Origin of the sequence: Bradyrhizobium ottawaense, from assembly GCF_002278135.3 — a bacterium.
GTDB lineage: Bacteria > Pseudomonadota > Alphaproteobacteria > Rhizobiales > Xanthobacteraceae > Bradyrhizobium > Bradyrhizobium ottawaense.
Genome location: NZ_CP029425.2, coordinates 5,292,817 through 5,318,988 on the forward strand (window position 1 = coordinate 5,292,817; position 26,172 = coordinate 5,318,988).

Genomic DNA, 26,172 nt, shown 5'->3' on the forward strand with positions numbered 1-26,172 from the left:
TTTATCTCGGAAACAGCTTATCGCGGATGTAGCGCGACGTCGGGGTCAGTCTGGCGCCGCGCGGCTTGCGCCAAACCGCTCGATCGATCTCCTTCTTGTCGCCGACCTTCAGGCGCCCCGACACCTTCTTGGCCAGGAAGATCGCATCACTCATCCGCCGGCCGGTTCGGCTCTTTCTCGCCTTCACTTCCTTCCATAGTTTCAACGGCCCGAGCTTCAGCTTGGGAAGCTCCTCCTTGATCTCGCGACGAAGGCATCTCCTGTCGCTCTCGCCTGCTCGCCTTCGGCCGCCGGGAAACATCCAGAGCCCGTCGCGCCTGCGTCTGACCATCAGGACGCGTCCCTTTCTTGCGACGACCAGCTTCGACGATTTCGCCATTGGCACCAGTCCTGCCGAGCACTTGCGAGAGAGCGCTCAATCTACGGGCAGATGATCGCCTTGATGATGCCGTCGCGCCGCGCGACCTGCTGCTCGAACGCGGCAGGCGTCTGGTCGAGCGAGAAACGATGCGTGGCCAGCGGCGCCAGCTTGACCTGCCCGCCTTGCGCAAGCGCGATGGCGCGCGGATAAACTTCCGGCATGCGCCGTGAAAACTTGATCGACAGGCCCTTTCGACGCGACTCCGCGCCGCTGAGGACGTACTGATTATTCTCCGGGATGCCGACGAGGACGACCCGGCCACCGATGCGGGCGCAGCGGGCCGCATGCTCGAAGCCGTGCGATGAGTCGGTTGCCTCGATCACCAGATCGACGCCGCGGCCTTCGGTGGCGTCCCCGACCTCGGCGTAGCTGCGGCACGCCACGTCAGCCCCGAGGTCGCAGGCCAGTGCAGTACGCTGCTCGACGGGGTCGATCGCGATGATCTTTCCGCTACCTGCAAGCCGCGCCAGTTGCACGAGCAGCAATCCCACCGGCCCGCAGCCGAGCACCGCCACGCTTTCCAGAAGCCGCGGGCGCGCCAGATCCATCGCATGGATCGCGACGCCAAGCGTCTCCAGGATCGCCGCGCCGGCCGGGTCGATGCTGTCAGGCACCAGATGCACGGCGGATCGGGGCACACAGACGAATTCGGCCATGGCGCCGTTGTGAGGCGCGTAGCCCAGGAATTTCACGTTGGGGCAGAGATTGGTGTGACCGCGGTGACACCATTCGCAACGGCCGCAGGGAATGGAAGGATCGACCGCCACCAACGCGTCGGCCGAGAACCCCGCTTTTCGCGCCGAGTCCGGCGTGAGGACACCCGAGAACTCATGGCCCAGGACGAACGGCCTGACTTGGGTCGGGCCAGTTGTTCCGCCCTCGAGATAGGAATGCAAATCGCTGCCGCAAACGCCGACAGCCTTGACGCGGATGATGAGTTCGTCCTCCGCGAGCGGCTTCGGCTCGGGGATATCGAGGACTCGGATGTCACGAATGTCCTGGAGCACCGCAGCGCGCATGTCGACGCCATCCTTCTGAGCAGTTGTCTCCCTCATATTACATATGTAATCCTTCAGTGACAAATGCTTTTGCGCGCCGTTCGGCGCGCACGGGGCCTCGCGCCCTCGGTGCCGAAGGCGTGGATCCCCTCTTCGTTGTGAGAAAGCGGCTATTTCTGCTTGTCGATCAGTTTCAGCGCGGCGACGGCGGTGTTCTCGTCCGTCACCAACACCTTGCCGATCCGCCCGCGCAGCACCGCGGCGATGATCGGCGCCTTGTTGAGCCCCCCGGCGATCAGCATCGACGTCGGCACGCGCGCCAGCTTCTCGAGCGGCAGCGCAATGGCGCGGCTGTTGATGCCGTGATCTATGGGCCGGCCGGTCTTGTCGAGAAATTGCGCCAGGACGTCGCCGACGGCGCCGGCCGCCCGCAGGTGCTCGGCACGAACGTCCGGCGGCAGCCCATGCCGCATCAGCAGCGAGCGCGGCGTCAGATCTCCCATGCTCAACAGCGCTAGATCGATCTTCTCAACGCTGTTCAGCACCTCCTGATAGACCTCCTGGGCCAGGAAGGTGTCGCGCGAGCGCCGGCTGCTGACAAAGATCGGGGCGGCCAGATAGCTGCACTGGGCGTGCAGCCGGTGCGCGAGCTCACCCGCAATCTCGAAGGTGTTGAGCTCGAGTCCACGCGACAGGCCCCCCATCATGGAGACGATGGAGAGCTCGGGATAGTCCGCCGGCGTGACGTAACGGATGGTCTCACGCAAGGTCGCGCCCCATCCGATACCGATGATGCGCGGCCGCTTCTGTTCGAGGAATTTCGATAAATACGCGCCCGCCGCCATCCCGATCAGGCTGCCGACCTGCTCGGGATTCTCCGGGCTCGGGATGACGACCGCGTCCTCCAGACCGCATTCCCGGCGCAGGCGGTGCTCCAGCTCCGTGCAGCTCGCAAAGGCGGAGTTGAGGCGGATGTTGACGATACCGGTCTGCCGGGCATCCGACAGCATGCGATTGACGCGGGCGCGGGTCAGCCCCAGCCGCTCGCCGATCTCGGCCTGGGTCAGGTTCTCCATGTAGTAGAGCCAAGCGACCCGCAGGATGGTTTGATCAGTCACGGCGCAGCCCCCCGCAGCGGCCCCAAGGCACAGTCAGACGTCGGAGCATTTGAGGCGATCTTTCGTTGGTCGTCAAATCTCTGCGATGCGGATTTCGTCATGCGGCCTTCGCGCCCGGCACGCCATCCTCGACCACAAAGCTCGTCAGCCGGCGCACCGCGCTCGCGGCATCCTTGACGTCGTCGAGCGCCTCGAATCCCACAGTGCAATGCCGGGCGTCGAGCTCCACGGTCGCATAGCCGCGCTTGTCGCCTCGCGCGTAGACCAGATGCGGATTCTCCGCCAGCGCCTTGCGCACGCTGGCTTCGCTCGGACCGTCTGAGGTGATCGACGTGCCGACGAACTCGGTCGCAATGGTCGGTCGATCTGGCCGGGCGAAATCATGCTTCAGATCGGCGGCAAAGAAGGCGTGACGGTCGCCGCCGATCACAATCGGATTGCGTCGGCGTTGCGCCACGAGCGAATCGAGGAGACGGCGGCGGGCGTTGGGATAGCCGTCCCAGCCGTCCATCCAGAAGTGAGCACCATCGTCCCCTTCCCGCTTGTCCTGCGCCATCAATGTCTGCTGCGCGACGATCGTCCAACGGCCGCGACAGTCGCGCAGGCGGGCATCGAGCCACTGTTCCTGTTGTTCGCCGAGCATTGTCCGCGCTTCATCCGTCCGGCTCGCACAGTCAGCCACCCAGGTCGGACGCCCGCTTCCGACGCAGGCCGATGCCGAGCGATATTGCCGGTCGTCGAGCAGCAGCACGTCGAGCATCTCGCCGAAGCGATAGTGTTCATAGATCGTGGCGTCGGCGCCGCGCGGGCGCGCCGAGGGAGGCAGCGGCATGTGCTCGTAATAGGCCTGATAGGCTGCCGCACGGATCTTGAGGAACTGAGCAGCATCGCGCGCCGTATAGGAGCGATCATTGGCATAATCGTCCATCACCTCGTGGTCGTCCCAGACCGAAAGCCAGGGAAAGGCAGCGTGCGCGGCTTGCAGGTCGGGATCGCTCTTGTAGAGCGCGTAGCGGTTGCGGAATTCCTCGAGCGTCGTCGGAATTCCGACGCCATGCTGGCGGACGTGGCGCGATCCCCAGGATTTCTCGTAGATATAGTCGCCCAGATGTACGACGAGGTCGAGATCACGCGCGGCCATGTCGCGGTAGGCGGTAAAATAGCCTTGCTCGTATTGCTGGCAGGATGCGAAAGCAAAACGTAAAGGCCGCGCCGCCCTGGCGGGCGCGGTTCGGGTGCGTCCGACCGGGCTGAGCGCCGGGCCGGCGCGGAAGCGATACAGGTAGACGCGGTCCGGCAGCAGCCCCGTCGCCTCGGCATGCACGGAATGCGCAAGCTCCGCGGTCGTCCGCACGACGCCGCGGGAGGCGATGCGCGAGAAGGCCTCGTCCTCCGCAACCTGCCATTCGACGTCCACTGCCGCGTCCCGCATGCCGCCGCCCTCGAGCGGCTGCGGAGCAAGGCGGGTCCACAGGATGACGCGATCCTCCCGCGGGCATCCGGACGCAACACCGAGCGTGAACGGATCCGCGCTGAACGAAACCGGCGCTCCCCGCACGAACCCGGCGGGTGCAGCCAAGGCGGCGCTCGCCAGCGATCCCACGAGAAAGCGGCGGCGGGGAATCATGGGCGCGCCGGCATCGTTTCGAGCCTGCGGCGAATGCTCACGGCGATATCCGGCCGATCGGTCGTGATCTGCCGCACCGGTTGCGAGAGCCAATAGGCGATATCCTCCGGCTCGTTAGTCACCCATGCGCCAAGACGCTCGGATCCGAGCACCTTGAGGGCGAGTGGCAACGCCAGCCCAAGGAGGGTTTTTTCGACCGCGACAATGCAGCCGGGAATGGCGGCCAATTGCGTCAGCGCAGGCTCAATTCCGCCCATCATCTCCGCCGAACGACGGTCGAGCGAAACGAGCACCCGCGCCTCCGGCCACAGCCGGAGCACGGTCTCGATCACGCCGGGCACGAAGCAGGTGATGATTGCACGCCGTTCCAGGCCCCGGCGCTTGATCTGGTCGATCAGCCTCGCTTCGAGGCCCGAATAGGAATTGCCAAGCGCATCCGTCTTGATCTCGATGTGGAGCTCAAGCGTGGTTTCGCTGAACACGTCGAGCACCTCGTCCAAGGTCGGAATGCACTCATCGCCCGCATCACGAAGACGCATTGCCGTCAAGCGTTGCAGGCTGCGCTCGCCCACCGGTCCGCTCTCGAATGTGGTGCGGTCGAGCAGCGGATCATGGATCACGACGACACCGCCATCCGTGCTCTGATGGACGTCGAACTCGACTGCGTCGACCCCTTCCCTGCACAGGTTGCGGAAGCCCGTCAGGCTGTTCTCTGGCCAAAGATTGCGTCCGCCGCGATGCCCGGCGATGAAAACCATGATCAGTCCCTATTTGCTGCTGTCGACAAGACCCTTGATGAACCAGCGTTGCAACAGCAGGACGACCAACACCGGCGGCAACATCGTGAGGAGCGCACCACTCATGGCGATGTTCCAGGCTGGCTCGCTGTCGGAGCGGGGAATCAGGCCCTTCAACGCAATGACCGCCGTTGCCATCTCCTTATCGGTCGTGAACAGCAAAGGCCAGAGATATTGATTCCAGCCGAACAGGAACAGGATGATGGCGAGCGCCACCATGTTCGGCACGGATAGCGGCAGCAGGATGCTCCAGAAGAAGTGCAGCGGCGAGGCGCCATCCAGCCTCGCCGCCTCGCACAGCTCCTCCGGGATCGTCAGGAAGAATTGGCGAAACAGGAACGTGGCGGTGGCCGAGGCGATCAGCGGAAGGATCAGCCCCGGATAGGTGTTGACCATGTTCCATTCGAGCGCGATCGCGACCTCGTGCCCGCTGATCCAGCGCCAGAGATCGGCGACACGCAGCGTATCCAAGAGCCATTGCAGCGGCAGCGCGGCATTTGCCACGGCTTCGAAGGTCGGCACGATCCGGACCTCGATCGGCAGCATCAGCGACATGAAGATCAGCCAGAATGCGAGCATTCGATAGCGGAATCGGAAGTAGGTGATGGCGAAGGCCGAGAGCAGCGATACCGCGATCTTGCCGGCCGTGATGCCGAGCGCCACGATAATCGAATTCGTGAAGGTGCGGCTGAAATTGCCCTTGCTCCAGGCCAGCTGCAGATTGTCGAAGAACTGGCCTCCCGGCAGCCATGGCAACGGCACCTTCTGCACCTCGGCCACCGTGAGCGAGCCGGCCACGAACGCGAAATACAGGGGTATGCAGACCGTCAGTGCGCCCGCGATCAGGATCGCGTGGCAGAGCATGTTAAGGACGGGTGAGCGTTCCACCATGCGGCTAGACCCCGTAATTGACCTTGCGGTCGAAGTAGCGGAATTGCAGCAGCGTGCAGATCAGCGCAAAGCTCATCAAGAGAACCGACTGTGCAGCCGAAGAGCCGAGATCGAGATTGACGAAGCCGTCGACGAAGACCTTGTAGACCAGAATGTTGGTTGCACCGGCCGGGCCGCCTTTGGTTACGGCATCGATGATGGCGAAGGTTTCGAAGAAGCCATAGATGAAATTCATCACCGTGAGGAAGAAGATGGTGGGCCCGAGCATCGGCAGCGCGATCGAGACGAAGCGGCGGATCGGTCCCGCGCCATCCACGGCGGCAGCCTCCATCAGCGACACCGGCACCGCGAGCAGCCCCACGACCAGAAAGATATAATCGTAGCAGATGTGCTTCCATGACGCGGCCAGTGTCACCAGGATCAGCGCATCGGTCGGATTGAGGTTGGGGTCCCATGCAATACCGAGCCCGTGCAGCACCTGCGCGAGCGGGCCGACCGCCGGATTGAACAGGAAGGCCCACAGGATGCCGGCGATCGCGGGCGCAATGGCATATGGCAGCAGGATGATCGTGCGATAGGCCGAACGGCCACGCACGATCCTGTCGGTGGCAAAGGCCAGCACGAGCGCGCTGCCCAATGTGAGCACGTTCTGCGCCACCGTGAACCAGAACGTCACCGCGATCGACTGGCGGTAGTCGCCGCTCGCAAGCAGCGTCTTGAAATTGTCGAACCACACGAACTGAACGTTGGTCCCGAACGGATCGCTGAGCAGAACGGACTGCATCAGCGCCCGCAGCGACGGAATGAAGAAGAAGAACAGCAGGATCAGCAATTGCGGCAGCAAGAGCAAAGTCGGCAGGCCCGGACTGTCGCCGAAATTGGCGCGCTTCAGTCCGGCCTCCTCACGCGGCCGCCTTCTGCCCGACCGACGCGAGCTGCCGGCGACTGCCGCCGGCACGGCCTTGAACCCACCACCCCCGCGCCTTCCATGAAGCACGGGTGCGCGTGCCTCGCGCCATGGGATGGACAGGCGCAACGTCATGGACGCTCGGTTTCCGGAGTCTTTCCGGCATTCAGCTTTTCGAACTGCCGCAGGATCTCGTTACCCCGCTTGACTGCGTCATCCATGGCCTGCTGCGGCTGCTTCTGACCGGCGAACACCGCCTCGACCTCCTGGCGCTGGGCCAGCATCGTCTGCACGAAGTTGCCGAAGCGAAAGCCGCGGGAGTTCTCGTTCGGCGTGCCGCGCGAGAGCTGCAGCACCGCGATCTCCCTGGTCGGATGATCCTTGTAGTAGCCCCGCTCCCGCGCGACCGCATAGGCGCGATTGGTGGCGGGAACATAGCCGGTTGCGCCATGCCACCAGACCTGGGTTTCCGGCTGCGCGACGAAATCCAGAAAGGCTGCGACGGCCTCGTATCGCTCCGGCGTGTGGCCCTTCATGACCCAGATGGCCCCACCCCCGATCGTGCTGTTGAGAGGCGGATTGATGTCGCTCTCGTGCGGCAGGAAGGTGGCGCTCCAATTGATGGTCGCATTGCGCTCGATGTTGCCGTGCGAGGCGGTCGAATTGACGAAGGTCGAGCACCGCCCCGACGTGAACAATTGTTCCGGACTGAAGCCCTGACCCGCGATCTGCATCACGCCGTCATCGAGCCATTTCTTGAGCCGCGCGACTTGCGACACCACCTTCGTCTTGTTGTAGACGAACTCGGTGCCGAGCCCGTCGAAGCCGTTCGCTAGCGTACCGTAGGGCTGATTGTTGATGGCGCTGTAGTTCTCGAGCAGGCTCCAGTAGAAATCGCCTGGCAGGACCGTGCCGCACTCGCTGATCCCCTTGGACTTGATGGTGTAGAGCTGCTTCTCCAGCTCCTGCCAGGTGTCGGCCGGCTTGTCGAAGCCGGCCTTCTGGAAGTGATCCTTGTTGTACCAGAAGATCGGCGTCGACGAGTTGAAGGGCATCGCCGACATCCGGCCCTTGTAGCTCCAGAAGCTTGCGACGGGCTTGATGAAGTCCGAGAAGTCGATCTTGTAACCTTTCTGCTCCACCAAATCCTGCACGGGGACAATGGCCCCTGAAAGCAGCATCGTCATGTAACCGCGCTCGGCGATCTGCACCATCTCCGGCGGCCGCTTGGCGCGATAGGCGGCGATCACCCCGTTGGTCACCTCGTCATAGTTCCCCTTGGCGACCGCGACGATCGTGTACTTGTCCTGCGACTTGTTGAACTTCTCGACCAGCTCATTGAGCCGATCGCCGAGGACGCCACTCATGGCGTGCCACCACTGGACCTCGACCCGCGCCTGCGCCGGACCCACCAATGCCAACGCGCCGAACAAGGCCGCAATGAATGCGACTTTCCTACCCATGGGCAGCCCTCCCTTCGCCGGACAAAAATGCCCGTCATATACATTTGTATTCTTACAATGACATATGTGTCGAGATGATGAAAGAGGGGCGAATGCCCTTTCCTACGCAGGCAGCGCCGACGTGGATGCAAGCCGTGCCTGGATACGCCCGGTCCAGCTGGCAATGGGCTACGAAGCGCTTCTGATTGCCCGACCGACCTTCTGCAGGGCCTCGAAAGCTCGAAAGCGCCGATCGGCCCAGTCTGCGAGAGCGGCCTGGGGTCGAGAGATGTCTCCCAGAACCGACATCGCCTCCATCGCCTCGCCGAGATTGTCATGGTCGCCCGATGCAACTGATCCAAGCATGGCGGAGCCGAGCAGGACGGCCTCCGGGGATGCCGACGCAGCCACCGTCAAACCCGTCATATCGGCGAGGACCTGCCGCACAAGGCGGCTCTTTGCGGCGCCCCCGCTCACCACGATCGTATCGACCGCGATGCCCTTGTCCTGCTGGGCGCGAACGATCTGCCTGGCCCCGCAACCGAGACCGCACAGGCCGGCAAGATAAAGCGCCAGCAAGCTCTCCAGATCCGAGCGCATATCGAGCCCGGCAATCAGCGCACGCGCTTCGGGGTCCGCGAACGGCGCGCGATTGCCGAGGAACTCGGGGACGACATGAACCTCGCCGACCAATTGCGGAATCATTCCGTCACCGCCGCGCGATTCGGTTTCCGAAGCGAGCCAATCGGCAAGCGTCTGCTGCTTCTGGCGTGCCGCCTGCGTCGCTTGCGCGGAATGCGGATGCATCTGCAACAGATGCTCGATGGCAGCGCCGGCGGCCGACTGCCCGCCTTCATTGAGCCAAAGCCCGGGCACCATGGCGGAGAAATAGGGTCCCCACACGCCGGGGACGAAGGACGGATCCGGCGTGGTCGTCATGGTACAGGCGGACGTTCCGAACACATAGGCCATGCGCGTCAGCACCGTGCCCGCCGTGCCGCGCGCGCCCACCGTACCAACACCGCCGGCATGTGCATCGATGAGGCCGGCAGCGACCGGCGTACCCGTCGCAAGTCCGAGATCGGCCGCAGCCTCCGCCGTCAGGCCCGCCGCAAGCCTCGTTCCGCCGGGCACGATCTCGGTGCCGATCCTCCGGAACTGCTCGTCCGCTAGCACGCCGAGGCCGACCCTGCGGAAGAATTGATCGTCCCAACGGTTTTCGTGGCCCAGATAGGTCCACTTGCACGTCACGGTACAGATGGAGCGAGACAGGCTCCCCGTCGCACGCCAGGTGAGAAAATCGGTCAAGTCCATGAATTGCCACGCACGGGAAAACGTATCGGGCATGTTTTCGGCGAGCCACAACAGTTTCGGCGTCTCCATCTCGGGGGAGATCGTTCCGCCGACATAGTCGAGAACCGTCTCGCCCGTCTGGTTGATCCGGCGAGCCTGATCGGCGGCGCGGTGATCCATCCATACGATGACATTGCGAGCAGGATCGCCGGACGGCCCGACGGGCAGCGGCGCGCCCCCTTCGCCCAGCACCACCAGCGAGCAGGTCGCGTCGAAGCCGATGCCGGCGATGCAGTCCGGCGCGATGCCGGCCTGCGCCACCGCGCCGCGCACGCTGCGGCATACGGCACGCCAGATGTCCTCGCTCGAGTGCTCGACGATGTCGCCTGGCTCCCGCCAAAGTGCGATGGGAGCGTTGTCACTCGCAAGGAGCTTGCCCGAGCGATCGAACACGCCGGCCCGCGCGCTGCCGGTGCCGACATCGATGCCAAGAAAATGTTGGTCATCGGATTGTTTGGTCATCTGGATCGCCAATCGGAGAGAGCTACAGATCGTTGCTCTGCGGCAGAATGACGAGGTCGCGGATGGTGACGTTCCTCGGACGCGTCAACATGAAAAGCACCGCCTCTGCGACCTCCACCGGCTGCATCAAGCCACCTGCCGCCATTTCTTCCTCGATCTTCTCTTTGGGCCAGTCTTTGATGAGCGCGGTCACGACCGGACCGGGTGCAACGGCGCCGACGCGCAAACCGTGTTTGGCGACCTGGCGGCGCAGCGTATGCACGAAAGCCTGCACTGCGTGCTTGGAGGCGGTATAGATCGGCTCCCAGACGACGGGGACGAGACCTGCGATCGAACTGGTGACGATGATGTCGCCGCTTTTGCGTTCGACCATATGCGGCAGCACCGCATGGATCGACCGGAACAGCGCATTGATGTTCAAATTGAGCATGCGGTCCCAGGCGTCGGGATCGCCGCCAAGCACCTCACCGCCGACATAGGCACCTGCATTCGCATGGAAGATGTCCAGCTGGCCCGCCTTCTCCAGCACCTGCGGCATCACGGCTCGCATGCTCTCGGGATCGGTGAGGTCGATGCGTAACGGAATCGCCTGATCGCCCAGCTCCACGCAGGCTTTGCTCAGCGCCTCCTCCGCCCGATCGATCAGCACCACCCGCGCGCCCGCGCCGATCAAAGCTCTGGCGCATTCGAGACCGATGCCCGATGCGGCTCCGGTGATCGCGGCAACTTTTCCTGCAAGTTCCTGGGCCAAGGCTTGTCCTTTTCTTGTTCGAGTTATTCAAGCTCGGCCATGGGAGAGACGCGAGCGCCGTGCCAGCGAATCGACAATGACCGCAATGGCAAGGACCGCCCCCGTAATCATGTACCGTAGCGACGAGGAGAGATCGAGCAGCGTCAGGCCGCTCGCGATGGACTGGATGACGATCACGCCGAGCAGAGCGGAATAGGCGGTCCCTCGACCGCCGAACAGGCTCGTGCCACCGATGACCGCGGCGGCGATCGCGTTGAGGTTCACATCCCCGGTCCCGGCCTGCTGGCTGGAAGACGCCAGCCGCGCCGCGGCAAGAATGCCGCCGGCCGCCGCCAGCGTGGAGCAAAGCACGAACGCGGTCAGATAGACCCGGCGAACGTTGATGCCGGCCCGGCGGGCCGCCTCGCGATTGCCGCCGACGGCAGACATCGAGCGGCCCCATTTGGTCCGCGTCAACGCGTAGTTCATGACCACGCACAGGCCGACAAACAGACCGAACATCCACGGAATGCCGCGGCCGAGATTGAGATAATAGACGACGAATTCGAGCATGACGGTGACCAGCAGCGCCTTCAGCACCATGCGGCCGAGCGAACTGGCCGATAGCCCCGCCTGCCGCCGGCGCATCGCTGTGCGATAGCTGGTCACGAACATCACAAGGCTCGCAACCGCCGCCAGCACGTAGGACACGATTGGCGGCATGACGAGCATCTGCCCGAAATTGACCAGTGGCGATCCGTACGGAAGGTTGATCGAGCCCGAGGTGCCGAGCAGATACAGCTGCAGGCCGAGCCAACCCAGCAGGCCCGCCAGGGTCGAGACGAAGCTCGGCATCCCCAGGCGATTGAACAGGAATGCGTAGAGCGCGCCGATGGCAGCGCCCAGCACCAACGCCGTGACGATCGCCACAGCGACGGGCCAATCCTGACCGACCCAAAGCACGCCGACGAGCGCTGAAGCGAACCCGCTCACCGAACCGACCGAGAGGTCGATCTCGCCGACCATCAGGATACAGACGATGCCCAGGGAGATCACCCCCACCGTCGAACAATCGAACAGCAAATTGACCAGATTGTTAGGCGCCAGAAAAACAGGATTGAGACTCTCGAACGCCGTGCAGATGACAATGAGCCCGACGACCACCGGCAGCGAACCGAGGTCGCCCGACCGCACGCGGTCCACAAAGGCGCTGACCGTATTGCCGAGCGTGTCCGCGTGCCTGACCCGCTCGTCGCTGCGGTCGAGCAGGCGCGCGGTCGAAATCTGTTGCGTGTCGTCGGTCATCGCCCAAGCTCCGGCGACTGATGGGCCCGGCGCCGGCTGGCGCGGCGCGAGACCGAGTTTTCGTCCGCACCGGTGATCGCGGTGACGAGATCCTGGTTGGAAGCGTCGGGCTCGAACTCGCCGTTGTTGCGGCCGAGGCGCAGCACCACGATCCGGTCCGCGACCGCGCGGACGTCCTCCATGTTGTGGCTGATCATGATGACGCCGAGGCCGCGGGCGCGGACGCGCTCGACGAGGTCGAGCACCTCGGCGGTTTGAGCGACGCCGAGCGCGGCGGTGGGCTCGTCGAGCAGGATGAGCTTCGGCTCGGTCAGCAGTGAACGCGCGATCGCCACGGTCTGGCGCTGTCCGCCGGAGAGCGAAGCAACCGGCTCACGCACGCTCGGGATCCGCGCCGACAATTCGTTGAGCAGCGTCCAGGCGCGGAGCTCCATGGAGACCTCGTCGAGCCGCATCGGATTGAGCTCGCGGCCGAGGAAGATATTTGCGACCACATCAAGATTCTCGCAGAGCGCAAGGTCCTGGAACACGGTGGCGATACCAAGACCGAGCGCCGCGGCGGGATCGGATAGGGTGACAGGCTCGCCGCCGAAGGCGATCGATCCAGAGCTGGGCTGGTGCACGCCGGCAAGGATCTTCACCAGCGTGGATTTTCCAGCACCGTTGTCGCCCACGAGCGCCACGACCTCGCCGGCATGCACGTCGAGATCGACGTTGGTCAGGGCGGACACGGCGCCGAAATGCTTGGAAATTCCGCGAAGACTCAAGACCGGCTTGCGCGGTCCACCCTGCGCGTGATCGACATCCGAGATCGTGGTCATGTGCCAGTCCGTCCTCTCGTCGTTCGTCCCGGCCGCCGCGAGCGGCCGGGACGGACGCAGTTACTGCGTGATGCCGAGCTTCTTGCAGCCGGCGGCATAGCGGCCCGTGCAAAGTTGATCGGCCGTCTGGATCTTCTTGTCGATGATCTCCGCCTTCAGGTTCTCCTGAGTGACGACCGCCGGCACGAACAGCTTCGACGGCGCATTGAAGAGCGTGGTTTCCGCCTTGGGTGTCTCGCCGGAGAGGAACTTCACCGCGGCCTGGGCCGCCGCGGCGGCCACGATCTCACTGGGCTTGGAGATCGTGTTGTACTGATCGCCGGCGATGACGAGCTGAAGCGCGGCGATCGTCGCATCGTTGCCCGTCACCGGCGGCACTGGATCGACGCCAGCGGCCTTGAAGGCGGCAATTGCGCCGCCGCCGGTGCCGTCATTGGCCGCCACGACGCCGAGAATCTTCTTGCCAAAGCGAGTGACCTGGCCGCTCGCCCATTGCTGCGCCTTCGGCGGCGCCCAGTCCGGCGTGTCGTATTCGGCGAGAATTGGATAGCCGCTCTTGTCGAGACCGGCGTGAATGCCCTTCTTGATGAGCCCCGCGGCGGCATCGGTCGGCGATCCATTGATCTCAAGCACGCCCTCACCTTCCTTCGCCGTGACGTTGGCGGCCTTCAGATGCTTGATGAGCGATTCGGAGATGGCCTTGCCGATGGCTTCGTTATCGAAGGAGACGTAGAAATCGACCTTGGCGTCCGGGACCGGCCGGTCATAGGCAATGACCTTGATGCCCTGCGACTGTGCCATCTTGACCAGGGAGGCGGCGGCGGTCGAGTCGACGGGGTCGAGCACAATCACCTTGGCGCCCTGCGAGATGACCGAGTTGAACTGCTGTTGCTGCCGTGTGGCATCAGCACTGGCGTTCTGATAGATCACCTTGCAACTTGCGCAGAGCTTCTTCATCTCCGCAGCGAAGCCCGGATAGTCATGTTGTTCGTAGCGGGTGGACGCCTGATCCGGCATCAGGAAGGCAACGGTCGCGTCCTTCACCTCTGCGGCCTGCGAGAACATGGCTGTTGTGCCAAGCAGCGACAGGGCCAGGGCCAGTGTGCCCGTATGTTTCGGGGAGAACCTTTTCATTCGGACTTTCCTTTCCAGAACTAGAGTGCTGTGGTTGATCCTTGAAGACGGGCCTTCGCGGCTCCCGTCACCGGCGGCGATGAGTGCCGGTGCTCCGAAGCCGCGCAGAATTCCTGGACAAGCGATTCCTGTCGCGGGCTGCCATCGGCATGCCCGCGTCATTCTTCCCGTGGTGGTCTCCTCCTTTGCTTTTTCGCCGGCTAGGCCGCGCGTGCCGCATTGATGTTCTGCGCGAGCAATCGCCTGAAGCGCGAAGGCGGCATGCCTTTCTCGGCCAAAAACTGCCGGTTGAAATTGGAGAGATTGTTGAAGCCGACCTCGAAGCAGATGTCGGTGATCGACGCCTGCTCGTCGCTCATCAGGATCTGGCAGGCGAGATTGATGCGCAGCCGCTTGACGTATTGCACCAGCGACATGCCCGTGTGCCGGCGGAAGGAGCGCGAAAACGCGCTCTGCGATTGGCCGGCGATGGCCGCAAGCTCGGCTTCACCGAAAGGCTGCGTCAGGTTCTGCCGGATGAAGGCGAGCGCCTTGTTCATCCCCGCGGACATGTATCCCGAGGGGTCAGGCAAATAGTTCGGGCTCGAGAGCGGCCGCGCGCTTCGGGCGCGGGAGAGCGTTCCCAGGATCATCAGGAACAGCTCGATCCGGCGCACACCGTTCGCCGTCGCGATCTCCTCCATGAGTGGGGCGACCGCTTCGCTTGTGCTGCGGGTGAAAAGCGCGCCGCGGCGGGAGAATTCCAGCAGCGAGGCAAGGCCCGAAAGCTCAGGCATGACCTTTATCAGGTCGCCGATGAATTCTTCGCTGAACTGGAGGACGCGTCCTCGCAGCGGAATGGTGGTCTCCGCCGGCAGATCGCTCACCCAATTGTGCGGCAGGTTGGGGCCGGTAAGAACGAGATTGCCCGGTTCGAATTCGCCGATGAAGTCGCCGACGAAATACCGACCGCTGGTCGCCACGACCTGGTGCAGCTCGTATTCTGGATGGAAATGCCAGCGGACCGTGTGGAATGGGTAGCCGTGCGACCACGCCTTGAACGACTCGCCGCGCCGTATCTGGACAACTTCCAGGTCCGGTTCCATATCCGCTCCCTTCGGGCCGGTGCGGTTTTTGACGATCCGCCCCTGTTCCCTTGTCGGCTGAATTTGCTCAGCGCTTCCTCTCGTTAGGGATCGTAGCGACCGGTATCCGGGCCCGCCACCACGATTTCAATGTGCAACTGATACTTTTTTGATGTGCAGCTCACAGCGGCCCCGTAACCGGGTCCGGCGCCTCACAACACCGGCTCGACCGAAAGTGCGGTCTCGCACACGCGCGGCGGTTGCGCACAGCAGGTCACGATTGCGCGGAAGGCTTTACGGTGATTGAGCCTAACTGTTGTCGCATTCACCCCACGGAATGAGCTGCGACAACCGCGGCCGTGCTCTTCAAAACGTACGCTCACCCAAATGATCATGACTGGATTTTTATGGATCTCTCGGTGCACACGCCACGCGCACGCAGTCGTCTAACCAATTGAAAAACTTGAATTCTCGGCCCGATCCATCATGGGGGCCACGGAAAACAAAGACCCCTAAGATTCAACGGCTTCGCCCCAGGTATCCGATGGAGTGAGCATAAAAAGCGGCCTCTCTCAGCTATCCGGCTAAAGATAAACATCCATCGCCCAAGCAGAACGGTCCGTTCAACCATTGATCCGAGAACTCAATGACTGTGAACCGACGGGCTCAAATTTGGACACGCTACATCGATCAATAGATCTGTCTGAGTCGCTCCATAGGGGGTAACGGCGCGTAAGAATTGACGTCAGAAGGTCGCGCCGCCTTCCGGCTCGTGCGTTGCAAGGGAGCTCACCGCCATCTTCGCGGACGATGCGATAGCCGATCCAGGCCAAACCCCGTGCTGCCCTCGCCGATCTGCTTGGTCGTAAAGAACGGCTCGAAGAAGCCGCTGATGTGATACCTATCGATTCCCGGGCCGTTACTCGAAATTCGCGGAGCCGCAAGGACGGTGGATGCGGAGGGCTCCCACATCTGTAACGATGGGACGCTTCAAATCAGCAAGTCATGAGGCGCGGGTACAACGGCGTGATGCGGAACGTTATGAACGGGGGCGACCGCGTGTTCGTCCAGTGCATCAGGGATCGATTTGCCGATGGTGTGGAGGTCCACTTCCTGACCGGGCGGAACGTGCCGACCTGGCGGGCCATCAAGCTCAACTACCGCGCCGAATGTGGGAGGAGTCGCATAGCTATCGAAGCGAAACGCCAATTCCGCACCCCCAATCTCGAAGGCAACTTTAGCCGGCTGTACGGGGTCCAACGCGGTTGCAGCAGGTTGCGCAGCCTGCGGCCAGTTTCCGGAGTCACCGCCATTTGCGACGCTCGGTTTGACCATCTCAGCTGCTTCGGGTGCGTCTTTAGAGCCATGTAAATCGTGCTCGGAGTTGCCATGTTCCACGACGGTCGGTTCTTCCCCGGCTGACGCTCCCGCAACATCCAAGACCGGAGCTTGATGCTCGGCGCCATTTCCCGGCGCGAAGCCAGCCTCAGTCAACTCTGTGGCTGCCGCCTTTGCAGGCCCGTGCTGTGAGTCACCGCGGCCCTCGCTACCGGCCGTTGCGACGCTTGGCTCATCGAGCTCAGCTGCTTCAGGTGCGTCTGAAAAACTTGAGTGCCCCGAATTTCCGCGTTCCACACCATCTGCGTCTGCCGTCTTCGCCGAACCTGGCGAAGCATCCGAAGCCGGGAAATGATGCTCGTTGTCGTTACCGAAGCTGTGTCCTTGCACAGAAGCAGATTCAGTCAGCTCTGTGGCTGCCGCCTTTGCAGGCCCGTGCTGTGAGTCACCGCGGCCCTCGCTACCGGCCGTCGCGACGCTTGGCTCATCGAGCTCAGCTGCTTCAGGTGCGTCTGCAAGAGTTGAGTGCCCCGAATGGCCGCGTTCCACACCATCGGCGTCTGCCGTCTTCGCCGAACCCGGCGAAGCATCCGAAGGCGGAAAATGATGCTCGTTGTCGTTACCGAGACTGTGCCCTTGCGTAGAACCAGCTTCAGTCAACTCTGTGACTGCCGCCTTTGCAGACCCTGGCTCTGAATTGTGCTGTGAATTATCGCGGCCCGCGCTACCGAGGCCAGGCTCAGGGTCGGCTGCTTCCGGTGGTTTTGCAGAGGTTGAGTGCCCCGAATTGCCGCGTTCCACGCCATCTGCGTCTGCCGTCTTCGCTGAACCCGGCGAAGCCTCCGAAGCGGGGGAATGATGCTCGTTGTCATTGCCGGCGCCATTTCCCCGTATGAAGCCAGCTTCAGTCAATTCCGGTGGCTTCGAAGCGTGCTGGGAGTTACCGCCCGCGCTACCGGCCTTTGCGACGCCTGGCTCACCGGGGTCGGCTGCTTCCGGTGGCTTTGCAGAGGTTGAGTGCCCCGAATTACCGTGTTCCACGCCATCGGCTTCTGCCGTCTTCGCTGCCCCTCGCGAAGCCTCCGAAGCGGGGGAATGATGCTCGTTGTCATTGCCGGCGCCATTTCCCCGTATGAAGCCAGCTTCAGTCAATTCCGGTGGCTTCGAAGCGTGCTGGGAGTTACCGCCCGCGCTACCGGCCTTTGCGACGCCTGGTTCACCGGGGTCGGCTACTTCCGGTGGCTTTGCAGAGGTTGAGTGCCCCGAATTACCGTGTTCCACGCCATCGGCTTCTGCCGTCTTCGCTGCCCCTCGCGAAACCTCCGAAGCGGGGGGATGATGCTCGTTGTCATTGCCGACGCCATTTCCCCGTATGAAGCCAGCTTCAGTCGGCTCCGGGGGCTTCGAAGCGTGCTGGGAGTTACCGCCCGCGCTACCGGCCTTTGCGACGCCTGGCTCGCCGGGGTCGGCTGCTTCCGGTGGCTTTGCAGAGGTTGAGTGCCCCGAATTACCGTGTTCCACGCCATCGGCTTCTGCCGTCTTCGCTGCCCCTCGCGAAACCTCCGAAGCGGGGGGATGATGCTCGTTGTCATTGCCGACGCCATTCCCCCGTATGAAGCCAGCTTCAGTCGACTCCGGGGGCTTCGAAGCGTGCTGGGAGTTACCGCCCGCGCTACCGGCCTTTGCGACGCCTGGCTCACCGGGGTCGGCTGCTTCCGGTGGCTTTCCAGAGGTTGAGTGCCCCGAATTGCCGTGTTCCACACCATCGGCTTCTGCTGACTTCGCTGCCCCTCGCGAAGCCCCCGAAGCGGCGGGATGATTCTCGTTGTCATTGCCGACGCCATTCCCCTGCATGAAGCCGGCTTCAGTCGATTCCGCTGCCGCCTTTGCAGACCCTGGCTCCGAAGCGTGCTGTGAGTTATCGCCCGCTGCGCTGCTAGAGGCAGCCCCCCCATTGATCGGCTCATTCTTCGATGTGAGATTTTCAACTGCCGTGACCGTCGCGCTATGAGCAAGCGCGATCGGTGATACATGAGCCGACCCGCCGGACCCACCATCGCTCTCATCCGTTGTAGCCACCGAATCGCTAGTGAAGGTTCTGGACCTTGTCGCTCCCCCCGAGCCGGTCCGAGCCTGCCCGAATCCGAACGTCAAGCCGTTGTCGGTCAGAGTGCTCCAAACTGCCGCGCTCCCGAGCGCGCTCTCGCTCGTCCCGATAACTGTATGGGCACTATCCGCACTCAGAACAGCTTCGGTTGCGGTCGCCGATGTCAGCGCTTCGAGCTGATCCAGGGTGATCGCGACAGCCGCGCCTTCCGGCTGGCCGACGAAATCCGACTCCGCAATGGAGACAATCCCCTGCAGATGGATTTCCAGCAGGCCCCGGTCTCCGACATCGAGACTCCGATCGGTCGGATTCACGTACACGATCGTTTCGTTGGTTGCGGGATTGTAGATCCAGGCGAGGGTATGCGGCGGTATGGACTTGCTTGCTGCTGTCATATGGAGCCAGGCAAGCGCTCCGAAAGCCGCAAGATTGATCCGGCTCGATCCAGATGCGAAATCGAAGCCAGAGTGGGAAGAGGTCGAATTGGAATCGATCGGGGAGCGATAAACAACGTTTTCGCCAACGTCGCCGCCCATCCGTTGATCGCGGCCATCTCCGCCAATACCGGCATCGCGACCCGAGCCCGGTGAGCCATGGGGTTCTTGCAGGTTGTGGTCCGCAGCACCATGACTCATTTGGTTCGAAGCGCCTTCGCCCGCGACGCGTTCGTTGCCGGTGGTCACAAGCGCGGCAGGCAGGCGCAAATCGTGCAAAGGGAAAGCCGGGGGAAAGCCGTCTACATCATTGGTATCGGCATCGGTTATCGAGGCCAGTTTTGTAGTCGCATTCTCGCCGGTGACCACCACGAAGCTGTCGATCGGCGCTTTGCCCGGGTCATGCGATTGCACGGCAAGATGGGGGTCGTTCAGTGCGTAGATCAACGCACCGGTTAGAGTGGCGAAGGTGCCATACCCTCCGTGAATCGACGTCGGAGTGGAAGCAAGCCGCGGGAATTGATGTTCAGAGGTCGGGTCTCCAACGATCTGTGTGTCGCTGGTGCCCCGCAGTAATGGCGTAGGAAGATTGGGCGTGCTCGATCCAACCGGGCCGTGGTCCTTCCACGTTTTCGAGCCTGCGGATTGCTCTGCCGGGCTCAGCGCTCCTAGTGCCTCCGCCGGGTTCGTGACCAGGCTCGCCTTGGCAAGGAAGTCCCTCTGGGTTGACGTCTCGCCGGATTCCCAGGCCACGAGGTGTCGGAGAATAGCTCTCTTCCAGGGCTCATATTCGGCATGCTCTCCCGCGCGACCGACGCTGTCGTCGTCCGGATCCACGTCGTTCGCTTCCGACGCCTTGAGTTCGTCCGCAATTGCGAACGCCAGAAACGCCAGCGCAAGCAGGCCGAAGCCAGACGGTCGCTGCAACAACGCGAGGGTAGCGAGCACAGTTCTGTTGGTAATTTCAAGCTTCTGAAATATGTTGTATAGGTGTACTTTGACTGTCCCTGGGGAAACGTTTAGCTGGCGCGCAATCTCTTTGTTTGACATTCCTTCTGAGACTAGTCGTACAATTTGAAGTTCCCGGTGCGTCAACAGCTCCAGCATCGTTTCCACTTTGCCGCCGCCGTCAGCTGCCTGGCCGGCTGGCAAGAGATCGGATTGCTCGCGCGACACGCTGCGCTCTGTCATCAGGCGCAGTAGTCGCAGCATAGTGTCCGAGGAAGCATGCTTCGAGATTACGCTGGAGGCGCCAGCAGCAATAGCGGCGGCTAGATCGTGATCTGCTTCGGATTCGGTAAACAACACCAAGCGCGTGGAGAGATTCTCAGCTTTCGCAATCGCGAGGATCTCGGGGACCGTCAGATCTGGCAGGTTGTCAGCAACAAGCGTGACGTCGGGTGTCAGATTCCGAATTGCTTCGAGACACCTTGTCCCATCGCTGCACGATGCGACAACGTCGAAGTCCTGCTGTGCCCCGAGTACCGACTTCAGCCCCTGTAGAACGATCGGTTGTCGATCTACGATCAGAAGCCGGATCCGTCTCTGCTTCACAGATACGTCTAACATGGACTGTGCCTCGGCCCGGCCATCTATGTACTTCGGCATATGGCCGAGGCCAAGCGGGATTATTAAAATACAATTAATAGAATAGGGAAAGAGGCTTAGCTGGCTAAAAATGACTTAAAATCGCAAGCTTTTAAGGCATTTAGGTGATAAATATATCATTTGACCCGATGGCCAGTGCGATTTACCGCGCGGGCGACATCGCGGCGATCGTGGAAATGTATGCCGAAGGTGCCGTGGTTCGCTGCGGCTGCGGGGGCGTCAAGACCATTACCGGCAACGAGGCACTTCGTGCCTATCGGATTGATCGCCTCCGAGAATATCCGGCGGGCGCGTTGGACGATCTCAATCCCTGGCACGAGGGGGTCATTATCTCGTACGACCCTGGCGCGATCCAAGCCCGCGTTGGGTCACGTGTTGGCCTTGCGGGGCAAGGCCGGCGTTCCCGCGGACGCGTCGTTGCGTGCCACTCGTTAGCGAAAGCATGTCGAAGGACGATACGCCTCCAGCAGAGTGAGACTGCCAACTCGTCGATGTTAAGGAGGCTTCCCAGCTTACTGCACCGCCAATGCGGCGCGAGCGCGTGAAGGCGCTGGAGACTCGGCTTCAGCTTGAAGCGATGCCGCCCCAACTCGTCTTCAACACGGATACTAGCGGCCATATACCTACGACGCGGCATGCGATTGTCGGGCCACCCCCGTACTCGCCATTGATCATGGGAACCATGTCTGTGGTGGTCGGTTGGCTTGCTGTTGAGCTGGAACGCCGCAGAGCAGCTCGACACATCGGCATGAGTTCTAGTGCCGAGTATCCGTCGGGAGCCAATCCCATGATGGACCATGCGACTAGAATTGAAAATCGTTTGTTAGCAGCGTTGCCGCCAGCGGATTTTGCTTTGCTCGCGCCTCATCTCCGGAAAGTCGCGATCGAACGCAATTCCGTGCTCATCCGATCGGGCGATCGGATCGAACATCTTCTCTTCCCCCTCAGCGGCGCCATCGCCGCGATCACGGAGCTGCCGAACGGGCAAACAGTTGCCACGGCGATCATCGGGCGCGAGGGCGCCGTGGGTTTGACGTCAGCGTTTGGCGCATCCGCCGCGCCTGCGACCGCGGTCGCCCGCCTATCCGGGGCCGCGCTGCAGATCTCACCTGCGCAATTCCTGGCAGCCCAACATCGCAGCCCCGCAATCGCATCCATGGTGCAGGTCTTCACGATGTCGTTGTTGACGCAACTCCAGCACGTGGCGGCCTGCAATGCACTGCATTCCGTCGAAGCGCGCTTAGCGCGCTGGCTCCTCCACATCCATGATCGTGCGAATGAAGGTGACCTGCTCCCGCTGACGCAAGAAACATTGTCGGAGTTGCTCGGCGTTCGCCGCACCACGGTCACGCATGTCGTGTGCACAATGCGCGCGTCAAGAGCGCTGAAATCCAGTCGGCGCGGCCAGCTCGAGATTGATCGGCCGCGGCTCGAAGCCGTGGCATGCGAGTGCTACAAGGTCATGAGCCGCAGAATCGATCGGATAGTCTCGCACGGCGCGGTCGGGCTCATCCCTGGGGCTCCAGCGCGCCCCCCCTCCCGCTCGCCCGGTAGCCGAATAGCCAAGACAGGCTCGTAGGCCGGTTCGCTTTCGCGAACCATCCGCACGCCCCCTTTCGGTCGTCCATTCGCTTTGGGACGCTCGTTACACCGCGATTTATTGCAACCGAGCGGCACGGGCATGGGCTTCGCCTGTGCGAAGCTGGAACGACCGCCCGCGGTCTGAGCTCGGGCATGGGGGACTGACCGCCTTGCGCAGCTTGCGCTGACGATTCTCTTCTCGACCTACCCGGTCTCTGAGCTTCTCGAGTTCTGCGAGCCGGGCGACAAGCGCTTCGAGACGCTCTCGAAGAAGGGCCGCAGGACTCTCCGCTCGAATGCGGGTATTCATGACACGCCTCCTGATCGAGCCTCCGGGGAGGCCGCTCGGCTGGCCAGATATGCCTTCGGCCTCGCGTTTGGCCTGTCGGAGCACAAGGCCCAGCCTGGCTTGGCCGCACGGCAGCCCATAGGTCTCCTTCATGGGCTGAGAAGATCTTACGGGCTGGATTGGGTTGCGCTGGAAATCCGAGTACTAGCTCCAGGGCAATCGGCCTTGCGCTTTTCCTCGTTCTCTTCGTCTGCGCAATCGACCCCACCATTTGCACTTGGAATTCCAGAGCCGCCGCCGGTTGCGAAGGGCCCTTTTGCATTGCCTCCGCCAGCACCGGCCCCGCCGCTACCGCCAGCCCCGCCGGATGCCCCTCCGGCATGAGAAGATCCGGCAGAGCGACCACCAGGTGTTCCCCCACCCCCTGATGATCCGCCGCTGGAACTCCCCGGCCCTGCCGCGGACGAGCGATCATTGTCAAAGAACGACTGCCCGCTGTCGCTTTGCTTCGCCCCGTGCAGGCCGCCCGAACGTGCAATGGCTTTTGAGGTCAGGGAGGTGGACAGAAGCAGCGTCATGACGGGGGGCGTCACGGCTGCAAATCTTCCGCAGGTCTTCAAAAACGCCCGCCGGTCGTCATCTTCGTTGCCGTCCCGGGTCACGATGCGTCCTCCTCGATTTAAAACGACATTTACAGTATTATATATTAAATATAGATTTTCAACCAAGAATTTTCTTTGTCCGGTGAGAGGTTACTGAACGTGCGCGACCCGGACGGAAAGCCGGCGATTTCCCGTGTTACTCCCGGTTTTTTGCGGCGCACCGTCTCGGGGCATCAATTTGAGTTGCGCCGAGCATTTAATTTAGTTAACTTGAATTTAACTAACGGGCGCGGGCTCGGCTACAATGGATCATTGCGATGCCACTGCAATTCTATCGGTCCGTCCGGGACATGGAGATCTGGAGTGCGAGCAGCCACGGCTTCTCGTTCGTGATCAGTTTCGGAAGCCCGGGAGGTCCAGGCTTTCACGGCCGCTCCGGCTACCTGGCGAGTTGGCGTCCGCTCCACAATAACCAAGCCGCAATCAAGATTGGCGGCTCGCCCTTTCGAACGTTGGCCGAGGCCGAGGGGGCCTGCCTCAACATGATTGAGCATCTGGCACCGCGATAGGCCGCCCCTCGCGCATACTGCCGAAGACGCGCCAGACGTACCCCTCAGTTCGCGCTGGCTGGATCCTGACGCAACAGACCAAGGGAATCCGGCTCATCTGGCGCTGCATGCAGCTCGCTTCGCGAGATCGCCAATGCCGCGAGAACCGTACGATTGCTGATTTCCAGCTTCTGGAAGATATGATGAAGGTGGACCTTGATCGTACCGTCGGCGAGATTCAACCGACGCCCAATCTCCTTGTTCGATAGCCCCTCCGATACGAGCCGCATGATCTGCCGCTCCCGGTCAGTTAGCTGTGTCAAAGGCTTCACACTGGCCAGGGGGGCCTCGCTGACGTGCCCGTTGTTCGGCGAAGCCGCAGCTTGGCCCTGGGCAGCTTTCCGCAGGGTTGCGACCAGCATCTCCGCATCCGAATCCTTCGAGAGGACGATGCAGGCGCCGTTCAAGGCCGACCTTTGTAACTCACTGTCGGCCGTAATACCGGTGAAGAAGATAATCGGAGCACGTGGGCCGACGGCGTTCGCACGAGCGAGCATCTGCTGTCGACTGAAGTCGGGCAGTGCAGCATCGACAAGCGCTACGTCCGGCGCAAGAAATCGAATTGCCTCGATACAGCTCGCGCCATCGCTGCAGGAAGCAACGACGACAAAATCACGCTGCGTCGCAAGAACGCTCCTAATCCCTTGCAAGACGATCGGGTGTCGATCAGCGATGACAATTCTGATGCGGCGCATGCTTCCCTTGCCTGTTGCTAACAACCCCTCTTGCAGCCGTTTAATCCACCCTCCTTCTGAGACGCGGGAGTTATATCCAGTCAGCTCCGTCAATAACGTCGCAGGGTCCTAGTCTGAGACGGCACCTTGCGGCAACGCTCGATGGCTTACACTATCGTAACTCGCCCAGAGAATGCGTGCAGCACCGTAAGAATGCGGTGCTCAACGCAAAATTCGAAACTGCGGTTTTTGCGAGGATAACGACATTCTATCTACAATTTTTGATGGCTTCGGACTGAAAATTCACGCCAAGAATGTCATCGGCGCACTGATCGGGCGGGTGTGCTATGATGGTCAACATCCAATTAACTTAGTTAGAGCCGGATATTACCAACGATATATAGGGACATTCACGATTCAAATCTAACATTCGACGAAGTTTCACTGAAGCGAGGCCGTTCATGAAGCCTAGCTCCGGGAAGGGAGGAGGGAAAGTATTACTATTCATCAAAGCAACGGCTGGTAATCAAGGACAGAACAAGGCTGCGGTTGATCGTAGCCCGTGTAGCACCGACGGAAGTCCCAGTACCGCGCTTGAGGCCGGATTTCGTTAATTCAGCAATTTTTCAATTATTGGCACGGATTCGTCGTCGGCAATGAGTAGGTGGTCACATGTATTCTTCGGCAGTTTTGCGTCAAACACATAAAGCCCTCATCGTTCAATTCACAGAATTGCAGAACTTACGTAATCGCGTGTTGAAAGCAGAGGAGCGATTGCTCGCGCCCAAGCGACGGGCCCACGGACGGAGGGCGCTCAGGAGGCGACCGCCCGGTCGGAGATACAGTCTTAACCGCTAGCACCAAGTACTGCGCTGCACACAAGCGCCGCCGCGCGCCCGGATCGCGCTTGCCCAACCCTGCCATGACCTGATAATGCCCCCTCCTGTTTCGGTTCGGAAGTAGCTGGGGACGGCTTCCATGGGGAAAAGTGACTGGGTCGACTTGACCACAGCCGAGCTGTGGGGGCTTTACGATGAGGTGACGACCGTTCTCAGTCGCAGGATGACCGCGGAAAAGGTCAAGCTTGAAGAGCGGCTGCGCAAGATTGAGGGGACCGCCGTTTCGTCCCCGAACGGGGAACGTCCGCGCCGCCCCTACCCGCCGGTGCTGCCGAAATACCAGAACCCGAAAGACCCGTCCGAAACCTGGTCCGGCCGCGGCAAACAGCCCCGCTGGCTGAAAGCGCAGCTGCGCGCCGGCAAGAAGCTGACCGATCTCCTGATCGACCGCTCGTCCGCACAAAGACGCCGCCGGACCGGCTGAGCCCAGCCGCACCGCGACGGCCCATTGGACCGCAGAATTTACCGATTGTCGTCCTGTTTCCCGTTGGGGGTGCCGTCACCGCCGCCATTGCCGAAGCCATTGTTGCCACGCACAATACGGCCGCCTGAACTGGCTATTGCGGCCGAGGTCAGAGAGGTGGAGAGCAACAGGGTCACTGTCGGAGGGGTAACAGCGGCGAATTTTCCGCAGGTCTTCAAGAACTCACGACGATCATCGCCTTCCGCGTCGAATTGGGTCATCGGCTCGTCCTGCTGTATTCCAGCCCAATCCTCAAGGTAGACCCAAAATCGTCGACCCTCAAATTAAATAAGTTAATCGCTGATTTGAATTCCGCGACTGGAGATCACGATTGCGTTGCCGGCGGTGCCCGGAGATTGAACTCTCCGGTGCAACAGAGCCCAACATTCAGCTCACGGTTTATTTTGACATTTAATCCAAAGCCAATTAATAATAACATTTAATTTGCAGGCGGACTTGGGGGCCCTGACTCCAAGCGCTGCAGCCGGAGTCTGCGGAA

19 protein-coding genes and 1 pseudogene are annotated in these 26,172 nt (G+C 61.9%); 2 read left to right on the forward strand and 18 right to left on the reverse strand.

What is annotated here, in order from left to right; all coding sequences use genetic code 11:
• Position 1: 1 nt before the first annotated feature.
• From CIT37_RS25435 to CIT37_RS25505, 15 genes are all read right to left on the reverse strand, one after another.
• A complete protein-coding gene (locus CIT37_RS25435; RefSeq protein WP_038946233.1) occupies positions 2-379 on the reverse strand; it encodes an NUDIX hydrolase in 378 nt (125 codons plus the stop codon).
• Positions 380-420: 41 nt separating this feature from the next.
• Positions 421-1,440, reverse strand: a complete 1,020-nt coding sequence (locus tag CIT37_RS25440; protein WP_028145350.1) for a zinc-dependent alcohol dehydrogenase — start codon at positions 1,438-1,440, stop codon at positions 421-423.
• Positions 1,441-1,589: 149 nt separating this feature from the next.
• The gene (locus CIT37_RS25445; protein ID WP_197742265.1) at positions 1,590-2,537 is read right to left on the reverse strand and encodes a sugar-binding transcriptional regulator; all 948 of its coding nucleotides are present in this window, start codon (positions 2,535-2,537) and stop codon (positions 1,590-1,592) included.
• A 97-nt stretch (positions 2,538-2,634) separates the two neighbouring features.
• Positions 2,635-4,116: an alkaline phosphatase D family protein gene (locus CIT37_RS25450; protein ID WP_202975897.1), complete on the reverse strand. Its 1,482-nt coding sequence runs from the start codon at positions 4,114-4,116 to the stop codon at positions 2,635-2,637.
• A gap of 44 nt (positions 4,117-4,160) precedes the next feature.
• Positions 4,161-4,922 (reverse strand): glycerophosphodiester phosphodiesterase family protein, encoded by a 762-nt coding sequence (locus CIT37_RS25455; protein WP_095425758.1) that lies wholly within the window; start codon positions 4,920-4,922, stop codon positions 4,161-4,163.
• A 9-nt stretch (positions 4,923-4,931) separates the two neighbouring features.
• Positions 4,932-5,852, reverse strand: coding sequence for an ABC transporter permease subunit (locus tag CIT37_RS25460; RefSeq protein WP_028145354.1), 921 nt, complete (start codon positions 5,850-5,852; stop codon positions 4,932-4,934).
• Between the two features lie 4 nt (positions 5,853-5,856).
• A complete protein-coding gene (locus CIT37_RS25465; protein WP_028145355.1) occupies positions 5,857-6,810 on the reverse strand; it encodes an ABC transporter permease subunit in 954 nt (317 codons plus the stop codon).
• An 80-nt stretch (positions 6,811-6,890) separates the two neighbouring features.
• Positions 6,891-8,222: an extracellular solute-binding protein gene (locus CIT37_RS25470; protein ID WP_063615352.1), complete on the reverse strand. Its 1,332-nt coding sequence runs from the start codon at positions 8,220-8,222 to the stop codon at positions 6,891-6,893.
• Between the two features lie 168 nt (positions 8,223-8,390).
• Positions 8,391-10,016 carry an FGGY-family carbohydrate kinase gene (locus CIT37_RS25475; RefSeq protein ID WP_095425938.1) on the reverse strand — a complete coding sequence of 542 codons (1,626 nt, stop codon included), beginning with the start codon at positions 10,014-10,016 and terminating at the stop codon, positions 8,391-8,393.
• Between the two features lie 22 nt (positions 10,017-10,038).
• The gene (locus CIT37_RS25480; RefSeq protein ID WP_038946228.1) at positions 10,039-10,767 is read right to left on the reverse strand and encodes an SDR family oxidoreductase; all 729 of its coding nucleotides are present in this window, start codon (positions 10,765-10,767) and stop codon (positions 10,039-10,041) included.
• A 27-nt stretch (positions 10,768-10,794) separates the two neighbouring features.
• Positions 10,795-12,051 carry a sugar ABC transporter permease gene (locus tag CIT37_RS25485; RefSeq protein ID WP_095425757.1) on the reverse strand — a complete coding sequence of 419 codons (1,257 nt, stop codon included), beginning with the start codon at positions 12,049-12,051 and terminating at the stop codon, positions 10,795-10,797.
• Positions 12,048-12,872, reverse strand: a complete 825-nt coding sequence (locus tag CIT37_RS25490; protein WP_038946225.1) for an ATP-binding cassette domain-containing protein — start codon at positions 12,870-12,872, stop codon at positions 12,048-12,050. Before CIT37_RS25490 ends, CIT37_RS25485 begins: the two co-directional genes overlap by 4 nt.
• A gap of 60 nt (positions 12,873-12,932) precedes the next feature.
• On the reverse strand, positions 12,933-14,006 hold the full coding sequence (locus tag CIT37_RS25495; protein WP_028145361.1) for an ABC transporter substrate-binding protein: 1,074 nt from the start codon (positions 14,004-14,006) through the stop codon (positions 12,933-12,935).
• Positions 14,007-14,206: 200 nt separating this feature from the next.
• Entirely contained in the window at positions 14,207-15,091 is an 885-nt protein-coding gene (locus CIT37_RS25500; RefSeq protein ID WP_038946224.1) for an AraC family transcriptional regulator, read from the reverse strand.
• Between the two features lie 969 nt (positions 15,092-16,060).
• On the reverse strand, positions 16,061-20,518 hold the full coding sequence (locus tag CIT37_RS25505) for a LuxR C-terminal-related transcriptional regulator (RefSeq protein WP_109866626.1): 4,458 nt from the start codon (positions 20,516-20,518) through the stop codon (positions 16,061-16,063).
• Between the two features lie 826 nt (positions 20,519-21,344).
• Between CIT37_RS25505 and CIT37_RS25510 the strand changes: the two genes are divergently transcribed.
• Complete coding sequence (locus CIT37_RS25510; RefSeq protein WP_038971042.1) at positions 21,345-22,136, forward strand: Crp/Fnr family transcriptional regulator; 792 nt, start codon at positions 21,345-21,347, stop codon at positions 22,134-22,136.
• Positions 22,137-22,720: 584 nt separating this feature from the next.
• Here CIT37_RS25510 and CIT37_RS25515 read toward each other — a convergent pair.
• A pseudogene (locus CIT37_RS25515) lies at positions 22,721-23,005 on the reverse strand (hypothetical protein); the annotation flags it as partial.
• Positions 23,006-23,642: 637 nt separating this feature from the next.
• Complete coding sequence (locus CIT37_RS25520) at positions 23,643-24,332, reverse strand: LuxR C-terminal-related transcriptional regulator (RefSeq protein WP_049801681.1); 690 nt, start codon at positions 24,330-24,332, stop codon at positions 23,643-23,645.
• A 957-nt stretch (positions 24,333-25,289) separates the two neighbouring features.
• On the opposite strand from CIT37_RS25520, the gene CIT37_RS25525 reads away from it, so the two are divergent.
• On the forward strand, positions 25,290-25,634 hold the full coding sequence (locus CIT37_RS25525) for an H-NS histone family protein (RefSeq protein ID WP_095425754.1): 345 nt from the start codon (positions 25,290-25,292) through the stop codon (positions 25,632-25,634).
• A 38-nt stretch (positions 25,635-25,672) separates the two neighbouring features.
• Here CIT37_RS25525 and CIT37_RS25530 read toward each other — a convergent pair whose 3' ends face one another.
• Entirely contained in the window at positions 25,673-25,894 is a 222-nt protein-coding gene (locus CIT37_RS25530) for a hypothetical protein (protein ID WP_028145369.1), read from the reverse strand.
• Positions 25,895-26,172 lie beyond the last annotated feature (278 nt).

Bases quoted from the DNA above. Each gene is read 5' to 3' on its own strand.
- CIT37_RS25435 (WP_038946233.1), bottom strand. From the start codon at position 379: ATGGCGAAATCGTCGAAGCTGGTCGTCGCAAGAAAGGGACGCGTCCTG.
- CIT37_RS25440 (WP_028145350.1), bottom strand. From the start codon at position 1,440: ATGCGCGCTGCGGTGCTCCAGGACATTCGTGACATCCGAGTCCTCGAT.
- CIT37_RS25455 (WP_095425758.1), bottom strand. From the start codon at position 4,922: ATGGTTTTCATCGCCGGGCATCGCGGCGGACGCAATCTTTGGCCAGAG.
- CIT37_RS25460 (WP_028145354.1), bottom strand. From the start codon at position 5,852: ATGGTGGAACGCTCACCCGTCCTTAACATGCTCTGCCACGCGATCCTG.
- CIT37_RS25470 (WP_063615352.1), bottom strand. From the start codon at position 8,222: ATGGGTAGGAAAGTCGCATTCATTGCGGCCTTGTTCGGCGCGTTGGCA.
- CIT37_RS25475 (WP_095425938.1), bottom strand. From the start codon at position 10,016: ATGACCAAACAATCCGATGACCAACATTTTCTTGGCATCGATGTCGGC.
- CIT37_RS25485 (WP_095425757.1), bottom strand. From the start codon at position 12,051: ATGACCGACGACACGCAACAGATTTCGACCGCGCGCCTGCTCGACCGC.
- CIT37_RS25490 (WP_038946225.1), bottom strand. From the start codon at position 12,872: ATGACCACGATCTCGGATGTCGATCACGCGCAGGGTGGACCGCGCAAG.
- CIT37_RS25495 (WP_028145361.1), bottom strand. From the start codon at position 14,006: ATGAAAAGGTTCTCCCCGAAACATACGGGCACACTGGCCCTGGCCCTG.
- CIT37_RS25500 (WP_038946224.1), bottom strand. From the start codon at position 15,091: ATGGAACCGGACCTGGAAGTTGTCCAGATACGGCGCGGCGAGTCGTTC.
- CIT37_RS25505 (WP_109866626.1), bottom strand. From the start codon at position 20,518: ATGTTAGACGTATCTGTGAAGCAGAGACGGATCCGGCTTCTGATCGTA.
- CIT37_RS25510 (WP_038971042.1), top strand. From the start codon at position 21,345: ATGATGGACCATGCGACTAGAATTGAAAATCGTTTGTTAGCAGCGTTG.
- CIT37_RS25520 (WP_049801681.1), bottom strand. From the start codon at position 24,332: ATGCGCCGCATCAGAATTGTCATCGCTGATCGACACCCGATCGTCTTG.
- CIT37_RS25525 (WP_095425754.1), top strand. From the start codon at position 25,290: ATGGGGAAAAGTGACTGGGTCGACTTGACCACAGCCGAGCTGTGGGGG.
- CIT37_RS25530 (WP_028145369.1), bottom strand. From the start codon at position 25,894: ATGACCCAATTCGACGCGGAAGGCGATGATCGTCGTGAGTTCTTGAAG.